This is a genomic window from Flavobacterium sp. LC2016-12 (assembly GCF_015351595.1).
GTDB lineage: Bacteria > Bacteroidota > Bacteroidia > Flavobacteriales > Flavobacteriaceae > Flavobacterium.
The window spans coordinates 964,858-984,538 of record NZ_JADKPT010000001.1 but is presented as its reverse complement, the minus strand read 5'-3'; the positions used below and the strand labels follow the sequence as shown (position 1 = coordinate 984,538).

Below are 19,681 nucleotides of genomic sequence, written 5' to 3'. Positions count from 1 at the left end.
ATTTTGACTATTATAATGAAAGGTTTAAAGTAAAAGTATATTGAGATGTTACTGGTAAAGCAACTCCTCCCGAATTACGAAACTCAGGATCCTGACCATTCAATCTTTTATCAGAATAAAGTAACCATGGATTAACCGCAGATCCTTTTATAGTAAATGTACTTACTCCTATTTTTCTCTTGAAATCACTAGGGAACTCCCAACTTAATGATATATTTTTCAATCGAATAAAATCCCCATCTGCAATACGGACATCAGAATAATTATAGGTATTATACGCTTTTGCAAGGTTACGTGCTCCATCATAATTCGCATTTAAACGTTTGTCTGCGATAACTGGGACGTTAGTATAATTTTCATCTCCTGGATTGATCCAACGGTTTGTAAAATCTTTTGTAAATACAGTTAAATCATCATAAGTACTGTCGTAAATTGGATTTAAACGAACTTTGTTTCCTCCTGACCCAACAAAAAATACATATAAAGACCAGTTTTTATAAGTAAATGTATTCGCTAAACCAATAGATTTATTTGGCTCAATTGATCCCTCATATTTTAAATATTTTGTAACATTTAAATTATCCTGAAAATTAGCCTCTGTAATATTATTTTCAGCTCCATCCTGCAAAATAAATGTTGGAAGACCTTGATTATTTAAACCTGTAAATTGGTATGAGTATAATGAATTTCTAGGATGCCCAACTGTATTTCCTCCATTAGAATCAACTAAATCAAATGCTGTTGGTGTATTTTCAAGTCTTGTGATTTCTTGGTTATAAACTGAAAAATTAAGTGTTGTAGACCATTTAAAGTCCTTATTATCAAAGTTTTTAGTGGTAAATGCAACCTCTAAACCTTTAGTTTCCATATCGGCATTATTTCCTTGTCTAATTCTTTGACCACCAATTCCTGAAGTAATTACATAGTCAACTAGGTCAAATGCCTTACGACGATAAACATCTGTAGTAAATTGAACTCTATTGTTAAACATTCCAAGATCAACTCCGATGTTAGTTTCGAACTGTTTTTCCCACGTTAGGTCACTGTTTTGTAATTCTTCAATTCTAATCGCAGTTTCTCTGTCATCAAGATTGAAACGATCTGTGACAGCACTTTTGTAGATTGCCAAAGAGTTTGTTGCAGGACCTGCTGTAGCAGTCAAACCATAAGAAGCTCTTAATGCCAAAGTATTTACAGACTCCACGTTTTTCATGAATTTTTCTTCAGCTACATTCCATTTTCCACTAAAAGTATAGGTTGGAAGCCATCTTGATGAGTCACTATTTCCTTGTCTGTTTGATCCATCATAACGCCCTGTAAGAGAAGCTGTATAACGACGATCGTAAGTATAACCTACTTTCCCGAAGAAACCAACCGTTCTTTCTTTTTCTTCATTAAAACCATAATATGAATCTCCCCCATTAATTATTTTTTCAATTATTCTTGGGTCTGTAAATGCTGTCAATCCTCTATCGTATTGTAGACCTGCAGCCGTAAAATTATCGCTTGACCTGTCAACTACTCTCATCTCAGTTCCAAACAAGCCTTCTACTTCATGTTTATCGCTGAATGTATTTCTGTAGTTAATACTATTTCTTAAGTTATAAGATGTCATGTCGTTAGTGAATTTTCTTAAGAAACCTCCGTTTGGCAAGACAGAAACTTTTGGGGCATTTAAATCGTTAGGATCCTGGTACAAAAAGATATTATCATTTCTAACAAGAGTATTAACTCCATCTTCACCATCTGGTGTTCCGGCTTTGTAAGCTCCAACAACGTTTGAACCTTCTAATATTTTATGTTCACGACTTGTGTTTGCATAACGAGCTGAGCCTGTTAAATTATAAGTTAATTGCGGTGATATTTTGTAATCTAAATCCAATTGAAAACGAATATCTTTTACCTCAATTTCCATATAATTGTTGGCCAATTCGTTAACAATATTCATTTTTGCCCAGTTATTTCTGTAATATTCCAGGTTACCATTTTCGTCGTATGGACGCAAGGTTCTACTTGTATTTAATACATAATTAAATGGATTAATATCAAAATCACGAGTTACTTTACCAAAAACAACATCTTTCTCGCTTTCATAACTTCCCGGGGCTCCCTGATCTCGAATAGACGCTAGTGTAGATAAGGTAATATTCAATTTATCATTTACATAAAATGTACCTTTGATGTTACTTGAAATTTGTTTTACATCATCGGCAATCGTCCATCCCGGATCTGTATAATAACCTAATGAAGCATAAAATGTATTGTTTTTTCCTCCACCAGAGAAACTTAAAGAGTGATTCTGTGTAATTGATGGTCTAAATAATACACTAAACCAATCTGTATTTGCCATTTCATATTTTCTCAGGAAATTATTGCGGCTTACAGGATCGTTATTTACTAAATAACCTCCTGTTTCAGGGTTATATGTGTTTATTGCTCTTCCCAAAATGTTATATGCTCCACCATATCTTCCATTTACAGTTGAAGGCAAATCAAGGTATCCTTTAGCTTCCATTTCCTTAAAAATACTCATCGATTCCTGAGAATTTAAAATATCATACTGGCTGTAGTTTGGAACGGTTCTAACAGTTTGCTCTAAACCATATGATATTTTTAAAGGTGAATCCCTACGACCCTGCTTTGTTGTTACAACTACAACTCCATTTAATGATCTTGAACCATAGATTGAGGTAGCCGATGCATCTTTAAGAATTTCAATACTTTGGATATCATTAGCATTTAAACCTGCAACAGATGAACTCAATAATGTTTCTGAGTTTCCAGATGCTAAATCTGCAAATGACATATTGATAATATCTTCCTGCACAACTCCATCAATTACCCATAAAGGTTTTGTGTCGCCAAAAATAGAAGAAGATCCACGAACTGTAATTTTAGGTGCCGTACCAAAAGTTCCTGTGACATTTTGTACAGTAACCCCCGCTGCTTTACCTTCAATCATTCTACTTACATCAACAACCCCATCAACCTTCAATTCAGTTCCTGAGATTTTACTGATAGCTCCTGTAAATGTTCTTTTAGAGGTTTTTTCGTAACCAGTAGTCACGACAACTTCCTTCAAATTTTGACCTAATTCATTTAAAACTATTGTTGGATTTGTGTTAGAGATTCCAACTTCTCTAGTTTCCATTCCAACATAAGAAATCACAATTACGGTACTATTAGCCGGCATTTCAATAGAAAAATTACCATCAAAATCGGTCAAAACCGCAATTTTAGTTCCTTTTGCCATAACTGTTGCCCCAGGCAACGGACTTCCAGTTTCATCTGTTATTTTTCCCTTAATAATAGGACCGGTTAATATTTCAAAAAGCGAATCATGATTAGCTGCATTTGAAAATGGATCTGAACTCGCATTTTTTTGCAAAATAATCTGATTACTAACTTCTGAGTAAGTAATATTGAAAGGCACTAAAATTCGGTTAAGAACACTTGATAAAGTTTCCTCATTTGCCTGAATACTAACCTTTTGATTTAATTGTGGCAATCTTGAATTATACGAAAATTTTACATGTGCCGATTTTTCTATTTTAGATAATGCATTGTCTAAAGTTAAATTTGCAACTGTAATTGTGACTTTTGTATCTAGTTTTCTTTGCCCATTTACACTGTTTGCCATAGTAACACTTGAAAACACAAGTGCTAAGACAAACTGAAATAGCGTTATTTTCATGATTCGATGGAGTAATCGTTGTTTAACAACTGGTTTTTTCATAATTTTGGTTTGTTTTGATTAATACTGTTCGCGTGTATTCTAAGAAACGTACTGAATTACTCTTTACAGAGAGGAATTCAATTTTATAAGTGTCGATAATGTTACAGCATTTCGGCACTTTTTTTATGCATACTGTTTTTACATAGGCATTAAATGTTAGTTTGGTTTTTGGTTGATTTTTACTTTTTATACAGGCTTTAAAAGTCTCTTTAAATAGTTACAGCTATAAAGATGACATTAATTACAACCTTCAGATGTTATCGTTATTTGGTTTCCGTTCATTTCGAAATTGGTATTTGTACCAATACTTTTACAAATAATTTTTAATTTCTCCGTTAACGGCTGATCACTTAGCGAGGTCGTAAGATGACAATCCTTTAGCCTATGCTTCGGATAATCGATATCAACTAAATAGGCCTGCTCGATTGTCTCAAAAATTTGAGATACGGGGATATCAGTAAATTCAAAACTTAATTGCTCAATATTACCAACATTACGCACTAATGCTTCATCTTCAGTAATATTTGTTATTTTATTGAATTTTAAATCACTACGTAAAAAACGAAGTGCCTGATTAGGAAGCAAAACGACTTCCTGTTGATCTGATTTAGCCACCAGATCATTTGATCTAACCTTCACTTTACCGGTGCGAACAAGAACTTCAACATCTGGCTGATCAGAATAAGCTTTTACTCGAAAACTAGTTCCAACTACCTTTGTAACGATCTCGTTTGCATAAACATAAAAAGGCTTTTTTGGATTTTTACTAATTTCAAAGAAACCTTCGCCGGATAAATAAACCTTTCTTTCGTTTCCGGTAAAGATTTTAGGGTAACTTAATTTACTATTAGGTTGCAGTAAGACTGAACTGCCATCAGACAATGTGATAATCTGAGGTTTACTTGAATTATTAGTTTGTTCGACTAAGCCTTCACTATTTTCATCAATCAATTCTTTATAAGTAACAACATTGTCTCTGCTGATATGATTTTTATAAAACCAAACCGACATTAAACAAAAGAATATACTTGCAGCAATTCCGCTAAGAAAATATTTCCTAAAGAAATTATCTCTTGAGTTTTCAATAAAATTGATTTGATTTTCTTTTTCTTCAATTTTAAGCCAGGTCGCTTGTAACGCCTTATGAATATCAGAGGAAGATAAATTCGCTTCCGGTACTTTCATTGCCAATAAAAAATGTCTGGCATCTTCAACTAACTTTGCGCGCTGGCGATTTTCTAAGGTCCATTCTTCCCAACCATCGACGTCAATTTTTAATAAAATCCACGACTGGAATGATTCATCAGACAAAAAGTCTTCTATTTCGGTATATGTATTACGTTTTTGCATCTAAAAATGAGGTTACAAAAACATAGAGGACAGAACTCTTCTTCTATACTCACCAAATTTTGATTATTTTTGATTTTTTTGAAATAAAATTAAAAACTGCTTGAAGATAGTAACAGAAATAACGAAAAAGCCCCTTTCCATTCTTTGCGAAGGTTAAGTAAGCCGCGGTGTAACAAATTACTTGCTGACTGATAATTAACATCTAGCATTTCAGCAATTTGTTCAACAGTTAATCCTTGATGATAACGAAGGTATAGTGCTTCTTTTTGACGAGAAGGCAATTCATTCAATAATTTATTTAAATGAACTACTTTTTCTTTTGTCGCATAATCATCATCAATAAGTTCATGTTCAACAGAAAACTCTAATAAAAAGGCAATAGAATCTGTACTTGTAGTCTTACGGAAAATATGATCTCTCTCAAACAATCGGGCAATCCTCTTTCTTACACTAGATAACAAATAGGCTTTTACCACAACAGAACCTTGCAATGAAGAACGGTAAACCCAAATATCTGTAAACACATCCTGAACACAATCCTGGACTTTCTCTTCATAGGAAGAAAGCGAATTACCATAACGAACCAAATCTGCGTAATATCTTTCAAATAACATAGAAAATGATTTTTCATCACCTTCTTTTAGATTGTTCCAAAGTGTATTATCGTCAAAACTATTGAATGGTAAAATTGCGGTCTTCATGGTTTAATTTGGGTAGCTTCAAAAAAAGGATTTTTACATAATGTTAGGAATGTATTTTTTTAACATTATTCTTTCATTTTGTGCGATAAATATAGAAAAGCAAATATTTAAATCCCAATTTTTTTACATAAAAGAAACACTTTCTTAATGTTAAAAAACGCTGTATTAACTGATTTAGCTGACAAGAGAAACTATTAAAAAAAAATATTTTTATTTTAGTTAAAAATAAAAAAGTAAGATTTTATTGCGCAAAACTTCAAGCGTAATACTAAAAAAAATAGTGCAGTTAGTAAGCAGCTTAAAGATTTTTTTAGACTTAAAAACAATAAAAAAAGCCTTGCTAATTCAACAAGGCTCTCACTAAAATTCTATTTTAGAATTAGTTCTTTAGAAAGCTACATTCCATCTTGGTAATTTTGCATTCTCATCTAAGAAATTCTGTAAAACCTGCCCTTCAACAGCAGTCGGGATAGCTTTTACATCTCCGTTAAATGTCTCATACCAAACAACCTCTAAAGCATCAATGCTCTCTAATTTCATTTGTGCTGGCCAAGAATATTTTCTTCCTGTTTTAGCAAATTGATGACCGTTTACGATTTTATCATATAAACCACCATTTTTACTTTTTAAAGTTCCATCATTCTGAACAGTTCCTGTAGAAGCAACCATTATCAATTCTTTTGCATCACCTTCAACAGCATAAACAACAAAAATTCCTGCACTTCCTTCCGGAGCGTTACAAACTTGTTCTAAACTATCTTCGATTGTAAAAGTAAAACTGTTGCTTACTTTAAACTTTTTTAAATCTTTACTCATTTTTCTTATTTTAAGCTTCTTAGATGTCCTGATGGTTATCGGGTTTAAGTTGCCAAGTTTTTAATTATACTTCCAATTATTTTAAAAATGTAAAAAAGTCTCAACACAATATTGAGACTTTTTTTTGGAATTTTTTATTTTGAATATTGGAGATTATCCAAGTACTTCTTTTACTTTTTTACCAATTTCAGCTGGTGAATCAACAACATGAATTCCGTTGTCTCTCATAATTTGTTTTTTAGCTGCAGCTGTATCATCAGATCCACCTACAATAGCACCTGCGTGCCCCATTGTTCTACCAGCAGGAGCGGTTTCTCCAGCGATAAAACCAACAACTGGTTTACGGTTACCATCAGCTCTAACCCATTTAGCAGCATCAGCTTCTAATTGACCTCCAATTTCACCAATCATGATGATAATTTCAGTTTCTGGATCATTCATTAACAATTCAACAGCTTCTTTAGTAGTAGTTCCAATAATTGGATCTCCACCAATTCCGATAGCTGTAGTGATTCCTAATCCTTGTTTTACAACCTGATCAGCAGCTTCGTAAGTTAAAGTTCCTGATTTAGAAACGATACCAACTGTTCCTTTTTTGAAAACAAAACCTGGCATAATACCAACTTTAGCTTCTCCCGGAGTAATAATACCTGGACAGTTTGGCCCGATTAATCTAGAATTTCTTTCTTTAACATAATTATTTGCTTTAATCATATCTGCTACAGGAATTCCTTCTGTAATAGCAATAATTACTTTAATTCCAGCATCAGCAGCTTCCATAATTGCATCAGCAGCAAAAGCTGGTGGTACAAAAATGATAGATGTATCAGCTCCAGCTTGATCAACAGCATCTTTTACTGTGTTAAAAACCGGACGATCTAAATGGCTAGTTCCTCCTTTACCTGGAGTTACACCACCAACAACATTAGTACCGTACTCAATCATTTGAGAAGCGTGGAAAGTTCCTTCGCTTCCTGTAAATCCTTGAACAATTATTTTGGAATCTTTATTAACTAAAACACTCATGATATATATTTTATGTAGTTTTTAAAATTGTGATGCAAAAGTAAGGTTTTGTAATGTATTTTAATCTTTTTGTCTTCAAAAAAATTAAGAAAATTGACTCATTTGATAACCACGGTACAATTTATCATCCTTAATTTGCCATATTGTAGAAAAATGGGCTAATAACATCTCTTCTCTAGGGTTTTCAATCGTTTTCACAAAATGAGAATACCGTATTGATACCAGATCATCTTCGGCAATAATATGACTAATTCTGACTTTAGAACGCACATAAGCACGACTAAGTTCATTGGCCATACCCACCATAGAATCGTAATTCATCTGAATTAATCCTTTACTGCTATTCCATTCCACAATAATATCCGGATGTAAGTACGTTTTAAGGATTTCACTATCAATTAAGGCATCCGACTTATAAAATTTTTGAACAAATTCTTTTATAGACATATTACTTCAATTTATTTAGAATTTCAGGAATCTTTTTGATATTGGCTAATTGTTTTAACTTTTCTCTTGATTCTTCGATTGGAGTGCCAAAATAAGATTTTCCACCTTCAACTGACTTAGTAACCCCAGTTTGTCCCATAATAACAGCCTTCGCTCCTATTGTGATACCACTAGTTGTTCCAACCTGTCCCCAAAGCGTAACTTCATCTTCAATAATAACACAACCTGCAATACCGGTCTGTGACGCTATTAAGCATTTTTTTCCAATAACAGTATCATGTCCAACATGAACCTGATTATCAATTTTTGTTCCTTCACCAATTGTTGTATCCCCTGTAACACCTTTGTCAATCGTACAAAGTGCACCAATACCAACATTATCTTCAATAACAACACGTCCTCCAGAAATTAACTGATCAAATCCGTCTGCACGTTTTTTGTAGTAAAAAGCATCCGCACCCAAAATTGTTCCCGCATGAATAATTACATTATCTCCAATTACGGTATGATCGTAAATAGAAACATTGGAATGTATCAAACAGTTTTTACCAATTTTGACATGGTTACCAATAAAAGTATTTGGCTGAATTACAGTTCCTTCACCAATTTCTGCAGATGTAGAAATAGATACATTTGCAAATTGAAAAGGTTTGAAGTGTTTGGTTAGGGTATTAAAATCTCTGAAAGGATCATCAGAAATTAAAAGAGCTTTACCTTCCGGGCAATCTACTTTTTTGTTAATTAAAACAATAGTCGCAGCCGATTGCAAAGCCTTGTCATAATATTTAGGATGGTCAACAAAAACAATATCTCCTGGTTCAACGACATGTATTTCGTTCATGCCTAAAACTGGAAAATTTTGGTCACCAATAAATTCGCAATTAAGCAAATTTGCAATTTCTTGTAAAGAATGACTCTTTGGAAATTTCATATATTTTAATTAGAAAATTTGTCAATTAGAGAATGTGTCAATTAGAAAATGTGTCAATTAGAAAATAAAAATTTTTCAATTTCTGCTTATGCATCAATTTCCTAATTGACTCATTGACAAATTATCCAATTAAAAATTACTCTTTTACGCGCTCCATGTAAGAACCTGAAGCAGTATCAATTTTAATTTTATCACCTTCGTTGATAAATAACGGAACGTTTACTGATGCTCCAGTTTCTACCGTAGCAGATTTTGTAGCATTAGTCGCTGTATTTCCTTTTACTCCCGGCTCTGCATAAGTAACTTCAAGAATTACAGAAGATGGCATATCTACAGATAAAGGCAAATCAGTTTCAGTGTTTACCTGAACCATTACACTTGTACCTTCTTTTAACAATCCCGGAGCATCTAAAATATTTTTATTTAAAGAAATTTGCTCAAAAGATTCTGTATTCATAAAATGAAATTCATCTCCTTCAGCATATAGAAACTGGTAATTATGCGTTTCTACACGCACATCGTCAATTTTATGTCCAGCAGAAAATGTATTATCTAATACTCTTCCTGTAGTCAAACTTCTCAATTTTGTTCTTACGAATGCAGGACCTTTTCCAGGTTTTACGTGAAGAAATTCAACGATTTTATAAATATCGTGATTGAATTTAATACACAATCCATTTCTAATATCTGATGTAGATGCCATTTTTTTTTTAATTTTAGAATTTAGAATGTAGAATTTAGATTCCCAAGGAATTAACAATCTACATTTTATTATTTTTTATATTTTATTTGAGTTTTAATTATGGAGTTAGAAATCTAAAATCAGAAATCTAAACTCTAAAATTAATAATTTCCTGAATAACCCTTCATGATTCCTCTTGATGAATTTCTGATAAAATCTAAAATCTCATCTCTCTCAGGAGTAGCTTCCATCTCTGCTTCAATAATACTTAAAGCCTGAGTTGTATTGTAATTCTTTTGATATAAAATTCGGTAAATTTCCTGAATTTCTCTAATTTTTTCTGTACTAAAACCTCTTCTTCTTAAACCAACTGAATTGATTCCAACATAAGATAACGGCTCTTTTGCAGCTTTTGTATAAGGCGGAACATCTTTTCTTACCAAAGATCCACCAGAAATCATAGCATGATCTCCAATATGAATAAATTGGTGAATCGCCGCCAAACCTCCAATTACAGCATGATTTCCAACAACTACGTGACCTGCCAAAGCAACTCCATTTACAATAATTGCATTGTTTCCAATTTCGCAATCATGCGCGATGTGAGCATATGCCATTACAAGACAGTTGTTTCCAAGAATAGTTTGCCCAGATGCAACTGTACCTCTATTTATAGTAACACATTCTCTAATGGTGCAATTATCTCCAATAATAGCAAGAGAATCTTCTCCGCCAAATTTTAAATCTTGTGGCACTGCAGAAATTACTGCCCCTGGAAAAATATTGCAATTTTTACCAATTCGAGCACCTTCCATAATGGTCACATTTGAACCAATCCAGGTACCATCACCAATAACAACATTATTGTGAATTGTTGTAAAAGGCTCGATTACAACGTTTTTAGCGATTTTAGCGCCAGGATGAACATATGCTAATGGTTGATTCATCTGTATGTTTTATATTTTAAATTAAAATAGTCTAATTTGGGCAACAAACGTAAACAATAATTTTCATTAAATTATTATTGTTTTTTTACAATTTGAGCCATTAATTCTGCCTCGGTAACTAATTTACCATTTGCGTATGCATTTGCCTGCATATGACAGATTCCTCTTCTGATCGGAGAAATCAATTCGCATTTGAAAATTAATGTATCACCTGGCAATACTTTATGTTTGAACTTAACATTATCTATTTTCATAAAATAAGTCAAATAATTTTCAGGATCCGGAACTGTGCTTAAAACCAAAATTCCACCTGTTTGTGCCATAGCTTCAACAATTAAAACCCCTGGCATTACCGGAGCTTCAGGAAAGTGTCCAACGAAGAAATTTTCATTCATCGTTACATTTTTCAAACCTACAACATGTCTGTCAGACATTTCTATAATTCTGTCAATTAACAAAAACGGTGGTCTATGTGGTAACATAGCCATGATTTTGTGAATATCCATTAAAGGTTCTTTGTTCAAATCATAAACAGGCACATGATTTCTCTGCTCAATTTTGATGATTTTTCCAATTTTTTTGGCAAACTGAGTATTTACGTAGTGACCTGGTTTGTTTGCGATAATTTTTCCTTGAATCCTTACTCCAATTAAAGCCAAATCCCCAACAACGTCTAATAATTTATGACGTGCAGCTTCGTTTGGATAATGTAAAGTAAGATTATCTAAAACACCATTCGGTTTTACAGAAATTTTATCTTTACCAAAGGCTTTCTTTAAATTTTCCATTGTAGCATCAGAGATCTCTTTATCTACGTAAACAATAGCATTATTTAAATCTCCACCTTTAATTAAACCATGCTCTAATAAAGACTCTAATTCATGTAAAAAACTAAAAGTTCTTGAATTAGCGATTTCATCTTTAAAATCGGCTATGCTTTTCATCGTTGCATTTTGTGTACCTAAAACTTTAGTACCAAAATCAACCATAGCAGTAACCTGATAATCATCGCTTGGCATTACCAGAATTTCACTTCCAGTAGCTTCATCTGTAAAAGAAATTACTTCTTTTACAACATAAACGTTACGTTTAGCGTCTTGTTCTTCAATTCCGGCTTTTTCTATTGCTTCAACAAAATATTTCGAAGAACCGTCCATAATTGGAAGTTCTGAAGCATTTAATTCTATGATAACATTATCCAAATCACAACCAACCAATGCCGCTAGCACATGCTCTGGAGTCTGAATTTTTACACCTAATTTCTCTAAATTGGTACCTCTTTGTGTATTAACAACATAATTAGCATCAGCTTCAATCACTGGCTGACCTTGCAAATCTACTCTTACAAAAGTGAAACCATTATTAATTGGAGCTGGTTTAAAAGTCATTGTAACTTCTTTTCCAGTGTGTAATCCAACTCCTGTTAGTGAAATTTCATTTTTGATGGTCTTCTGTTTAACCATTATTTCCATTTTTTGGGTTTATTATTTGTTTTTTTAATTCATCCAGTTCGGACACAATTTTTGGTAAATTTTTAAAATGAACGTATGATTTATTAAAATCACCGTATCCAAGCGATGGAGATCCTTGCAAAACTTCATCATCTTTGATGTTTCTTGCTACTCCTGACTGAGCTTGAAGCCTTACGTTATTACCTATAATTAAATGTCCTGCGATACCAACTTGCCCACCAATCATGCAGTTTTCGCCAATTTTTGTAGAACCTGCAACGCCTGATTGAGCTGCTATTACAGTGTTTTTACCAATTTCTACATTATGGGCAATCTGAATCTGATTGTCTAATTTAACTCCTTTTCTAATAATCGTAGAACCAAGAGTTGCTCTGTCAATTGTAGTATTGGCTCCAATATCTACATTATCTTCTATAATTACATTCCCAATTTGAGGTACTTTACTATAAACACCTTGTTCATCTGGCACAAAACCAAAACCATCCGCACCAATAATAGTTCCCGAATGAATGGTGCAATTATTTCCGATAACGGTTTCTGAATATATCTTAGCCCCGGCAAAAATATATACATTGTCGCCAATAACAACATTATCGCCAATAAAACTGTTTGGATAAATTTTTACATTATTACCTAAAACCACATTTTGTCCTATATAACTAAAGCTTCCTAAATATAAGTTTTCTCCATGTTTAGTTCCTTCAGACATAAAAGACTGTGCTTCTATTCCGTTTTTATTCAATTTTACCTGATTGTAAAACTGCAAAAGTTTAGAAAAAGACGCATAAGCATCTTCAACTTTTATTAAGGTTGTGGTAATTTCCTGTTCTGGTATAAAGCTGTCATTAACAATTGTCACTGAAGCCTTAGTAGTATATATGTAGTTGATATATTTGGGATTAGCCAAAAAAGTAAGCGATCCTTCCTCGCCTTCTTCTATTTTAGATAACCGAGAAACTTCTGCGTTAGGATTCCCAACAACTTCTCCTTCTAAAATTCCCGCTATTTGTTCTGCTGTAAATTTCATTGCGACAAAAATATAAAAAATAGATTTTAAATGTTAATTTTAGATAAGTTGTTTTGGAAAACAGATGTAATATTTTGTTACCAATTTAGATAACGATTTCAAATTCAATTGATCAGATGCTTCTACAACATCCTCAATTGTTTTATCTTTTTTCAAAATTCGTATCGGTTCAGCTTCTTTACTGTAAGCCTGATTTTTTATTTTTCCTCTAAAAATAAAAAATCCGGCATCTACAGACGAAATATGATGTTCTTCTGCAAACTCTTCTTTCATTGATTGCGATTCCTCCATCGGAATTTTCTCTGCACTTAATTTAATCTTCAATAAATCTCTATTAATGATCATTTTACTTAAGGTCGAAAGTATAAAATCATCCTGTCTCTGCCAGGCTTTCAAAGCGCTTATAATATCAAAATCATCCAATTGAGAAAATAAATCCAGCTTGTCAGCATCAAAATCTTCCAACGACACTTTGTTTTGCATAAAAAATAAAAGTGGTTCGCTGCACGGTAAAGAGTTTCCTTTTAAGGTTAGCTCTTTGGCTCTTTTCAATACTTTCATCAAAATTAACTCTGCCACCAAGCTCGTTTTATGCAAATAGGCCTGCCAATACATTAATCGTCTGGAAAGCAAGAATTTTTCAACAGAATAAATTCCTTTTTCTTCAATAACCAAAACACCGTCCACGACATTCATCATTTGGATCAATCGCTCAGAATTCACATTTCCTTCAGCAACTCCGGTATAGAAACTATCCCTTTTTAAATAATCCATCCTATCCATATCTAATTGACTAGAAATCAATTGCAACATGAACTTTCTGTGGTATTCACCTTTAAAAACCTGAATCGCCAAACTCAACCTTCCATCAAACTCTTCATTTAACTGATTCATGAATAACAGCGAAATTGCCTCGTGATTTACATCTTCAACAATACTTTTTTCCATCGCATGAGAAAATGGACCATGACCAATATCATGCAATAAAATAGCAATCAATAAAGCACATTCTTCGTCGTTTGAAATAGCAACTCCTTTAAAACGAAGTGTTTCAACAGCTTTCTGCATCAAATGCATACATCCTAAAGCATGGTGAAAACGCGTATGATTAGCACCCGGATAAACCAAATACGATAATCCCATTTGTGAAATACGGCGTAAACGCTGAAAATACGGATGCTGAATTAAGTCGTAAATGAGTTCGTTCGGTATAGAAATAAACCCATAAATAGGGTCATTGAATATTTTTAACTTATTGATGTGAGTCACAATCTGATTCTTTTTAGGTCAACAAATATAAGTAATTAACTATAAACAGCTTTCGGTTTTTTACTTAAAAATCAACAATAATTTACCTTGATTTTCAAAGCAATACATAACGTAAAAGAGGATTTTAATCTAAAAAGAGGATTCATTATTCTGAATTTTATACTATTTTTAATACTTTTTAAGTTCTATACTTCTAAATTGCATTAAAAATTAAAATACGTTTATGGACAAGATAAAAATACTTTGGGTCGACGATGAAATCGATCTTTTAAAGCCTCATATATTATTTCTGGAGAAAAAAAACTATGCTGTAACTACTTGCAACAACGGATTGGATGCCATTGCTTTGTTTGAAGAAGATAATTTTGATATTGTTTTTTTGGATGAAAATATGCCAGGTATGAGCGGTTTGGAAACACTTTCAGAAATGAAAGAAAAAAAATCAGCCATTCCGATGATTATGATTACTAAAAGTGAGGAAGAATACATAATGGAAGAAGCCATTGGTTCTAAAATCGCTGACTACTTAATCAAACCCGTAAATCCAAATCAAATTTTGTTGAGTTTGAAGAAAAATCTGGATCATTCGAGATTAATTTCTGAGAAAACAACTTTAGATTATCAGAAGGAATTCCGCAAAATCTCCATGGAATTAGCGATGGTTAATTCTTTTGAAGATTGGGTTGAATTGTATAAAAAATTGATTTTTTGGGAATTAGAATTAGAAAACATCAACGATCAGGGAATGATTGAAATCCTTGAATCCCAAAAGGTTGAAGCCAATTCGCAATTCGGAAAATACATTGAAAGAAATTATGAAGACTGGTTTGCACCAAAAGCAGATAAACCTATTCAATCGCATAATTTATTTAAAGAATTAGTTGTTCCGGAACTTAAAAAGAAAGACAAGCCAATCTTGTTTGTTGTTATTGATAATTTACGTTACGATCAATGGAAATCTTTTGAAACTGTAGTTTCTAACTATTATAAATTAGAAAAAGAAGTTCCCTATTTCTCGATTCTTCCAACCGCTACTCAATACGCCAGAAATGCTATTTTCTCTGGGTTATTGCCAATAGAAATGGAAAAACAATTTCCGCAATATTGGAAAAACGATGTTGAAGATGGTGGAAAAAACCTTTACGAAGCCGAGTTTCTTTCTGCTCAATTAAAACGTTTAGGATTAAACATTAAAGAAGATTATTTTAAAATTACCAATTACGCAGGCGGTAAAAAATTGGCAGAAAACTTCAAAGCACTAAAAGGCAATGATTTAGTAACAGTAGTTTATAATTTTGTAGACATGCTTTCCCACGCCAAAACGGAAATGGAAGTCGTAAAAGAGCTAGCTTCTGACGATAAAGCCTATCGTTCCCTGACTTTAAGCTGGTTTAAAAACTCTCCGCTTTTAGAAATTATTCAGCAAGCACAACTTTTAGGATTCAAATTAATTTTGACCACAGATCACGGGACAATTAATGTAAAAAACCCATCTAAAGTTGTTGGAGATAAAAATACAAGCTTAAATTTGCGTTATAAAACCGGTCGTAGTTTAACATATGAGCAAAAGGATGTGTATGTCGTAAAAGAGCCTAAAGATATAGGTTTACCAGCTATAAATATGAGTAGTTCATTTATTTTTGCCAAAAACGATTACTTTTTGGCTTATGTAAACAACTACAATCATTATGTGAGTTATTACAGAAATACATATCAACATGGTGGAATTTCATTAGAAGAAATGATAATTCCGTTTTTGGTTTTTAATCCGAAATAAGACAGTTTTCAGTCCCAGTTGAAAAATGTAAACTGGGACTGGGACTATAATTAATAAGCAATAAAAATGAATATCGTTTTTTCATTAGATCAAATTCAAGAAGTAGCGGAGCAAATTATAACTTCAAATCCAAAAAAAATCATTCTTTTTAATGGTGAAATGGGAGTTGGAAAGACTACTTTAATCAAACAATTATGCAAAAGTTTAGGGGTTGAAGGCGCTACAAGCAGCCCAACCTTTTCTTTAGTTAACGAATATTATACTTCTAACAATCAAATTGTTTACCATTTTGATTTTTACAGATTAAACAAAGAAACCGAAGCGCTTGATATGGGCGTTGATGATTATTTGTATTCTGGAAATTGGTGTTTCATTGAATGGTCTGAAAAAATTGCAAGTCTAATTCCGGAAGAACATTCTACAGTTACAATTAAGTTATTGGCTGATGGAAAAAGAAACTTAGAACTGGTTTAAATTCCACAGAGATTCACGAAGATTTCAGGGAGATTCGCAGAGCTTCTTTTTACAAATTCTTTGTGTTACTCTACGAAAACTTCGTGTATCTCTGTGAAACAACTGATATAATTATGAATACCCAAAATATAGTCGAAATAATCCCTTTTTCTTCAGATTTAAAAGATCACATCAAAACCTTAAACTTCGAGTGGCTTCAAAAGTATTTTAGAATTGAGAAGAAAGATGAATTGGTACTTTCAAATCCACAAGAAGAAATTATTAATAAAGGTGGAATGATTTTCTATGCAAAATATAATGATGAAATCCTTGGAACAGTTTCGTTAATGAAAATTGATGAAGACACTTTCGAATTAAGTAAAATGGCCGTTTCAGACAAAGCACAAGGTCTCGGAATTGGCAATAAATTATTGATTCATAGTATCGCTGTTGCCGAACAAAACAATATCAAAAAATTGCTTTTATATTCAAACAGAATTTTACTTCCCGCACTACATTTATATGAAAAATTTGGCTTTGTTGAAGTTCCATTAGGCGATGTCAGTTATGAAAGAGCTGACATAAAAATGGAAAAAACAATCTCTTAATATTGACTTTTAGTATTAGCAGAATATTTACAGTAATTTTAAAACTTTTTACGTAATTTGTACTCTTAATTATTTGCACAACCCATGTCAATTACTTTAACTCCATTTACGAAACAACAATTGTTACCACAAGAAGAAAAACTTGAAGTGGGCCGATTTAAAAGAGAGCTTTTCATAGGAATACCTAAAGAAACCAGTTATCAGGAACGTCGTATTTGCCTGACGCCGGACGCTGTAAATTCGCTTACCTATGAAGGTCATCGCGTAATGATTGAATCTGGTGCAGGGGAAAGTTCCAGTTATTCTGACAAGGAATATAGTGATGCGGGAGCAGAAGTTACAAAAGATACCAAAAAGGTTTTTGGCTGTCCGATGTTACTTAAAGTTGAGCCACCAACCTTGGCTGAAATTAAAATGATTAACCCGGAAACGATTATTATTTCAGCTATTCAATTAAAGACAAAAAAGAAAGAATACTTTGAAGCTTTAGCTCAAAAAAAAATAACTGCATTAGCCTTTGAATATATTAAAGATGAAGATGGTTCTTATCCAGCTGTAAAATCTTTAAGCGAAATTGCAGGAACTGCTTCGATCCTAATCGCAGCGGAATTAATGATTACGGATGAATTTGGAAAAGGACTTTTATTCGGGAATATTACCGGTGTCCCTCCTACTGAAGTCGTCATTTTAGGTGCTGGAACGGTAGGCGAATTTGCTGCTAAAACTGCCATTGGGCTTGGAGCAAACGTGAAGGTTTTTGATAATTCGATCACGAAATTACGCCGTTTGCAGAATAATTTAAACCAAAGAATCTTTACTTCTACAGTACAACAAAAAGCTTTATTGAAAGCATTAAGACGTTGTGATGTAGCGATTGGCGCTATGCGTGGTAAAGAGCGCTGTCCGATTGTAGTTACGGAAACTATGGTGGAGCATATGAAAAAAGGAGCCGTAATTGTCGATGTTAGTATTGATACCGGAGGCTGTTTTGAAACTTCAGAAGTGACTACTCATGAAAAACCAACTTTCATAAAAAGTAATGTTTTGCATTATTGCGTACCAAATATTCCATCAAGATACTCCAAAACCGCCTCATTATCAATTAGTAACATTCTTACTCCATACTTACTACAGATAGCAGACGACGGAGGTTTAGAAAGTTCTATCAGATGTAATAAAGGTTTAAAAAACGGAGTTTATTTATACCACGGAATCCTAACAAATAAAGCAATTGGCGATTGGTTTGATTTGCCAGACAACGATATTAATTTACTTGTATTTTAAAGGAACTTTAGCGTACCTTTGCAAAAATTTTATTTCATGAAGTTCGTACATCGTTTTGCTTATTATTTGATTGGTCTGATTATGGGATGCTTTTTTGTAGCCCTTGTTTTTAGTGGAAAAGATACACGTTGCAACTATTTCCCGAATGCCCGAGTTTTAAACAATTTACGCACAAAACCTTTTCAATATTCCGATAAAGCAATTCAGACTTTGAACGAAAAATGGATAGATACTGCAGATATCAAAAATACATTGACTTATGGAGATGTTGATTTTGATCAAAGCAATGTTGATTTCAAAAAAGGAAAATTATATATCATTGAAGGTAAAACAGTAAAAAATCAAGAAATCATTCTGAAAGTAGTTAACTACGAAAAGAAGGCTGTTTTAGAAGAAATTATTAAAAAATAGCTTTAAAACCACTCAATTTCTTTGAGCCCTTTTGATATCAAAAAAGCATTCGTTTTACTAAAATGTTTGTTACCAAACCATTTTCCCTGATTGGCACTCATTGGAGACGGGTGGCCTGACTCTAGAACATAATGTTTTGAACGGTCAATTTTTAATCCTTTTTTCTGAGCAAAACTTCCCCATAATAGGAAAACAACATTTTCTTTTTTATCGGAAATAGCCTGAATAACAGCATCTGTAAAAAGATTCCATTTTAAATGTTTATGACTATTAGGGCTATCTTTTCGAACTGTCAAAGAAGCATTCAAGAGTAAAACACCCTGGTCTGCCCATTTTTCCAAATTTCCGGAAGTTGGCATAAAAACAGAATCTAAATCTGAATTTATTTCCCTGAAAATGTTACGCAAAGAAGGTGGGATTTTTACATTATCATTAACTGAAAAGCTCAATCCATTGGCCTCTCCCGCTCCATGGTAAGGATCCTGGCCAATAATAACCACTTTTACATCTTTGAAAGAACAATGATTAAAAGCAGAAAAAATTAAATCTACAGGCGGATAGCAAATATGATGTTTACAATCTTCTTCTAAAGATGTAAGCAATTCTGTGAAATACGGTTGTGCCATTTCATCTGCTAAAACATCTTGCCATTCCTGAGATAGATTAATTTTCATATTAAAATAATTTATTACAAATTTCGCAAAGTTTTTTTCAAAGTACTAATTAATAGTACTATTTCGTTTT

General features: G+C 32.9%; 18 protein-coding genes. 5 read left to right on the top strand and 13 right to left on the bottom strand.

The window, feature by feature from the left end:
• Nucleotides 1-10 precede the first annotated feature (10 nt).
• The 12 genes from IRZ99_RS04080 to IRZ99_RS04025 all read right to left on the bottom strand — a co-directional run bounded on the left by IRZ99_RS04080 (nt 11) and on the right by IRZ99_RS04025 (nt 14,404).
• Nucleotides 11-3,736, bottom strand: coding sequence for a SusC/RagA family TonB-linked outer membrane protein (locus IRZ99_RS04080; protein WP_194656043.1), 3,726 nt, complete (start codon nt 3,734-3,736; stop codon nt 11-13).
• Nucleotides 3,737-3,973: 237 nt separating this feature from the next.
• Nucleotides 3,974-5,086, bottom strand: coding sequence for a FecR family protein (locus IRZ99_RS04075; protein ID WP_194656042.1), 1,113 nt, complete (start codon nt 5,084-5,086; stop codon nt 3,974-3,976).
• 89 nt (nt 5,087-5,175) lie between these two features.
• Nucleotides 5,176-5,787 (bottom strand): RNA polymerase sigma factor, encoded by a 612-nt coding sequence (locus tag IRZ99_RS04070; RefSeq protein ID WP_194656041.1) that lies wholly within the window; start codon nt 5,785-5,787, stop codon nt 5,176-5,178.
• Between the two features lie 387 nt (nt 5,788-6,174).
• Nucleotides 6,175-6,603, bottom strand: coding sequence for a hypothetical protein (locus tag IRZ99_RS04065; protein WP_194656040.1), 429 nt, complete (start codon nt 6,601-6,603; stop codon nt 6,175-6,177).
• A gap of 153 nt (nt 6,604-6,756) precedes the next feature.
• Nucleotides 6,757-7,629: a succinate--CoA ligase subunit alpha gene (sucD, locus tag IRZ99_RS04060; RefSeq protein ID WP_026985154.1), complete on the bottom strand. Its 873-nt coding sequence runs from the start codon at nt 7,627-7,629 to the stop codon at nt 6,757-6,759.
• Between the two features lie 84 nt (nt 7,630-7,713).
• Nucleotides 7,714-8,076: a nuclear transport factor 2 family protein gene (locus IRZ99_RS04055; protein WP_194656039.1), complete on the bottom strand. Its 363-nt coding sequence runs from the start codon at nt 8,074-8,076 to the stop codon at nt 7,714-7,716.
• Nucleotide 8,077: 1 nt separating this feature from the next.
• On the bottom strand, nt 8,078-9,007 hold the full coding sequence (locus tag IRZ99_RS04050; RefSeq protein ID WP_194656038.1) for a UDP-3-O-(3-hydroxymyristoyl)glucosamine N-acyltransferase: 930 nt from the start codon (nt 9,005-9,007) through the stop codon (nt 8,078-8,080).
• A gap of 136 nt (nt 9,008-9,143) precedes the next feature.
• Entirely contained in the window at nt 9,144-9,710 is a 567-nt protein-coding gene (gene efp / locus IRZ99_RS04045) for an elongation factor P (protein WP_026985157.1), read from the bottom strand.
• A 140-nt stretch (nt 9,711-9,850) separates the two neighbouring features.
• Nucleotides 9,851-10,636, bottom strand: a complete 786-nt coding sequence (lpxA, locus tag IRZ99_RS04040; RefSeq protein WP_029270176.1) for an acyl-ACP--UDP-N-acetylglucosamine O-acyltransferase — start codon at nt 10,634-10,636, stop codon at nt 9,851-9,853.
• 74 nt (nt 10,637-10,710) lie between these two features.
• Nucleotides 10,711-12,099 carry a bifunctional UDP-3-O-[3-hydroxymyristoyl] N-acetylglucosamine deacetylase/3-hydroxyacyl-ACP dehydratase gene (locus tag IRZ99_RS04035; RefSeq protein ID WP_194656037.1) on the bottom strand — a complete coding sequence of 463 codons (1,389 nt, stop codon included), beginning with the start codon at nt 12,097-12,099 and terminating at the stop codon, nt 10,711-10,713.
• Nucleotides 12,092-13,135, bottom strand: coding sequence for a UDP-3-O-(3-hydroxymyristoyl)glucosamine N-acyltransferase (lpxD, locus tag IRZ99_RS04030; RefSeq protein ID WP_194656036.1), 1,044 nt, complete (start codon nt 13,133-13,135; stop codon nt 12,092-12,094). The genes IRZ99_RS04035 and lpxD overlap by 8 nt, the downstream gene beginning before the upstream one ends.
• Nucleotides 13,136-13,174: 39 nt before the next feature.
• Nucleotides 13,175-14,404, bottom strand: a complete 1,230-nt coding sequence (locus tag IRZ99_RS04025) for an HD domain-containing protein (protein WP_194656035.1) — start codon at nt 14,402-14,404, stop codon at nt 13,175-13,177.
• A gap of 223 nt (nt 14,405-14,627) precedes the next feature.
• Here IRZ99_RS04025 and IRZ99_RS04020 point away from each other — a divergent pair, with 223 nt between their 5' ends.
• From IRZ99_RS04020 to IRZ99_RS04000, 5 genes are all read left to right on the top strand, one after another.
• Complete coding sequence (locus IRZ99_RS04020) at nt 14,628-16,181, top strand: bifunctional response regulator/alkaline phosphatase family protein (protein ID WP_072970797.1); 1,554 nt, start codon at nt 14,628-14,630, stop codon at nt 16,179-16,181.
• 66 nt (nt 16,182-16,247) lie between these two features.
• Nucleotides 16,248-16,655: a tRNA (adenosine(37)-N6)-threonylcarbamoyltransferase complex ATPase subunit type 1 TsaE gene (gene tsaE / locus IRZ99_RS04015; RefSeq protein ID WP_194656034.1), complete on the top strand. Its 408-nt coding sequence runs from the start codon at nt 16,248-16,250 to the stop codon at nt 16,653-16,655.
• A gap of 113 nt (nt 16,656-16,768) precedes the next feature.
• Nucleotides 16,769-17,242 (top strand): GNAT family N-acetyltransferase, encoded by a 474-nt coding sequence (locus IRZ99_RS04010; protein WP_194656033.1) that lies wholly within the window; start codon nt 16,769-16,771, stop codon nt 17,240-17,242.
• 84 nt (nt 17,243-17,326) lie between these two features.
• Nucleotides 17,327-18,526 carry an alanine dehydrogenase gene (locus IRZ99_RS04005; protein ID WP_072970800.1) on the top strand — a complete coding sequence of 400 codons (1,200 nt, stop codon included), beginning with the start codon at nt 17,327-17,329 and terminating at the stop codon, nt 18,524-18,526.
• A 36-nt stretch (nt 18,527-18,562) separates the two neighbouring features.
• The gene (locus IRZ99_RS04000; RefSeq protein WP_194656032.1) at nt 18,563-18,937 is read left to right on the top strand and encodes a DUF4258 domain-containing protein; all 375 of its coding nucleotides are present in this window, start codon (nt 18,563-18,565) and stop codon (nt 18,935-18,937) included.
• Nucleotides 18,938-18,939: 2 nt separating this feature from the next.
• Here IRZ99_RS04000 and ung read toward each other — a convergent pair whose 3' ends face one another.
• On the bottom strand, nt 18,940-19,611 hold the full coding sequence (gene ung, locus IRZ99_RS03995; RefSeq protein ID WP_194656031.1) for a uracil-DNA glycosylase: 672 nt from the start codon (nt 19,609-19,611) through the stop codon (nt 18,940-18,942).
• Between the last annotated feature and the right edge of the window lie 70 nt (nt 19,612-19,681).

Coding starts and splice junctions, on each gene's coding strand:
- IRZ99_RS04020 (WP_072970797.1), top strand. CDS start 14,628: ATGGACAAGATAAAAATACTTTGGGTCGACGATGAAATCGATCTTTTA.
- IRZ99_RS04000 (WP_194656032.1), top strand. CDS start 18,563: ATGAAGTTCGTACATCGTTTTGCTTATTATTTGATTGGTCTGATTATG.
- IRZ99_RS04005 (WP_072970800.1), top strand. CDS start 17,327: ATGTCAATTACTTTAACTCCATTTACGAAACAACAATTGTTACCACAA.
- lpxA (WP_029270176.1), bottom strand. CDS start 10,636: ATGAATCAACCATTAGCATATGTTCATCCTGGCGCTAAAATCGCTAAA.
- IRZ99_RS04070 (WP_194656041.1), bottom strand. CDS start 5,787: ATGAAGACCGCAATTTTACCATTCAATAGTTTTGACGATAATACACTT.
- IRZ99_RS04010 (WP_194656033.1), top strand. CDS start 16,769: ATGAATACCCAAAATATAGTCGAAATAATCCCTTTTTCTTCAGATTTA.
- ung (WP_194656031.1), bottom strand. CDS start 19,611: ATGAAAATTAATCTATCTCAGGAATGGCAAGATGTTTTAGCAGATGAA.
- efp (WP_026985157.1), bottom strand. CDS start 9,710: ATGGCATCTACATCAGATATTAGAAATGGATTGTGTATTAAATTCAAT.
- IRZ99_RS04055 (WP_194656039.1), bottom strand. CDS start 8,076: ATGTCTATAAAAGAATTTGTTCAAAAATTTTATAAGTCGGATGCCTTA.
- IRZ99_RS04065 (WP_194656040.1), bottom strand. CDS start 6,603: ATGAGTAAAGATTTAAAAAAGTTTAAAGTAAGCAACAGTTTTACTTTT.
- IRZ99_RS04035 (WP_194656037.1), bottom strand. CDS start 12,099: ATGGTTAAACAGAAGACCATCAAAAATGAAATTTCACTAACAGGAGTT.
- IRZ99_RS04075 (WP_194656042.1), bottom strand. CDS start 5,086: ATGCAAAAACGTAATACATATACCGAAATAGAAGACTTTTTGTCTGAT.
- sucD (WP_026985154.1), bottom strand. CDS start 7,629: ATGAGTGTTTTAGTTAATAAAGATTCCAAAATAATTGTTCAAGGATTT.
- tsaE (WP_194656034.1), top strand. CDS start 16,248: ATGAATATCGTTTTTTCATTAGATCAAATTCAAGAAGTAGCGGAGCAA.
- IRZ99_RS04050 (WP_194656038.1), bottom strand. CDS start 9,007: ATGAAATTTCCAAAGAGTCATTCTTTACAAGAAATTGCAAATTTGCTT.
- IRZ99_RS04080 (WP_194656043.1), bottom strand. CDS start 3,736: ATGAAAAAACCAGTTGTTAAACAACGATTACTCCATCGAATCATGAAA.
- lpxD (WP_194656036.1), bottom strand. CDS start 13,135: ATGAAATTTACAGCAGAACAAATAGCGGGAATTTTAGAAGGAGAAGTT.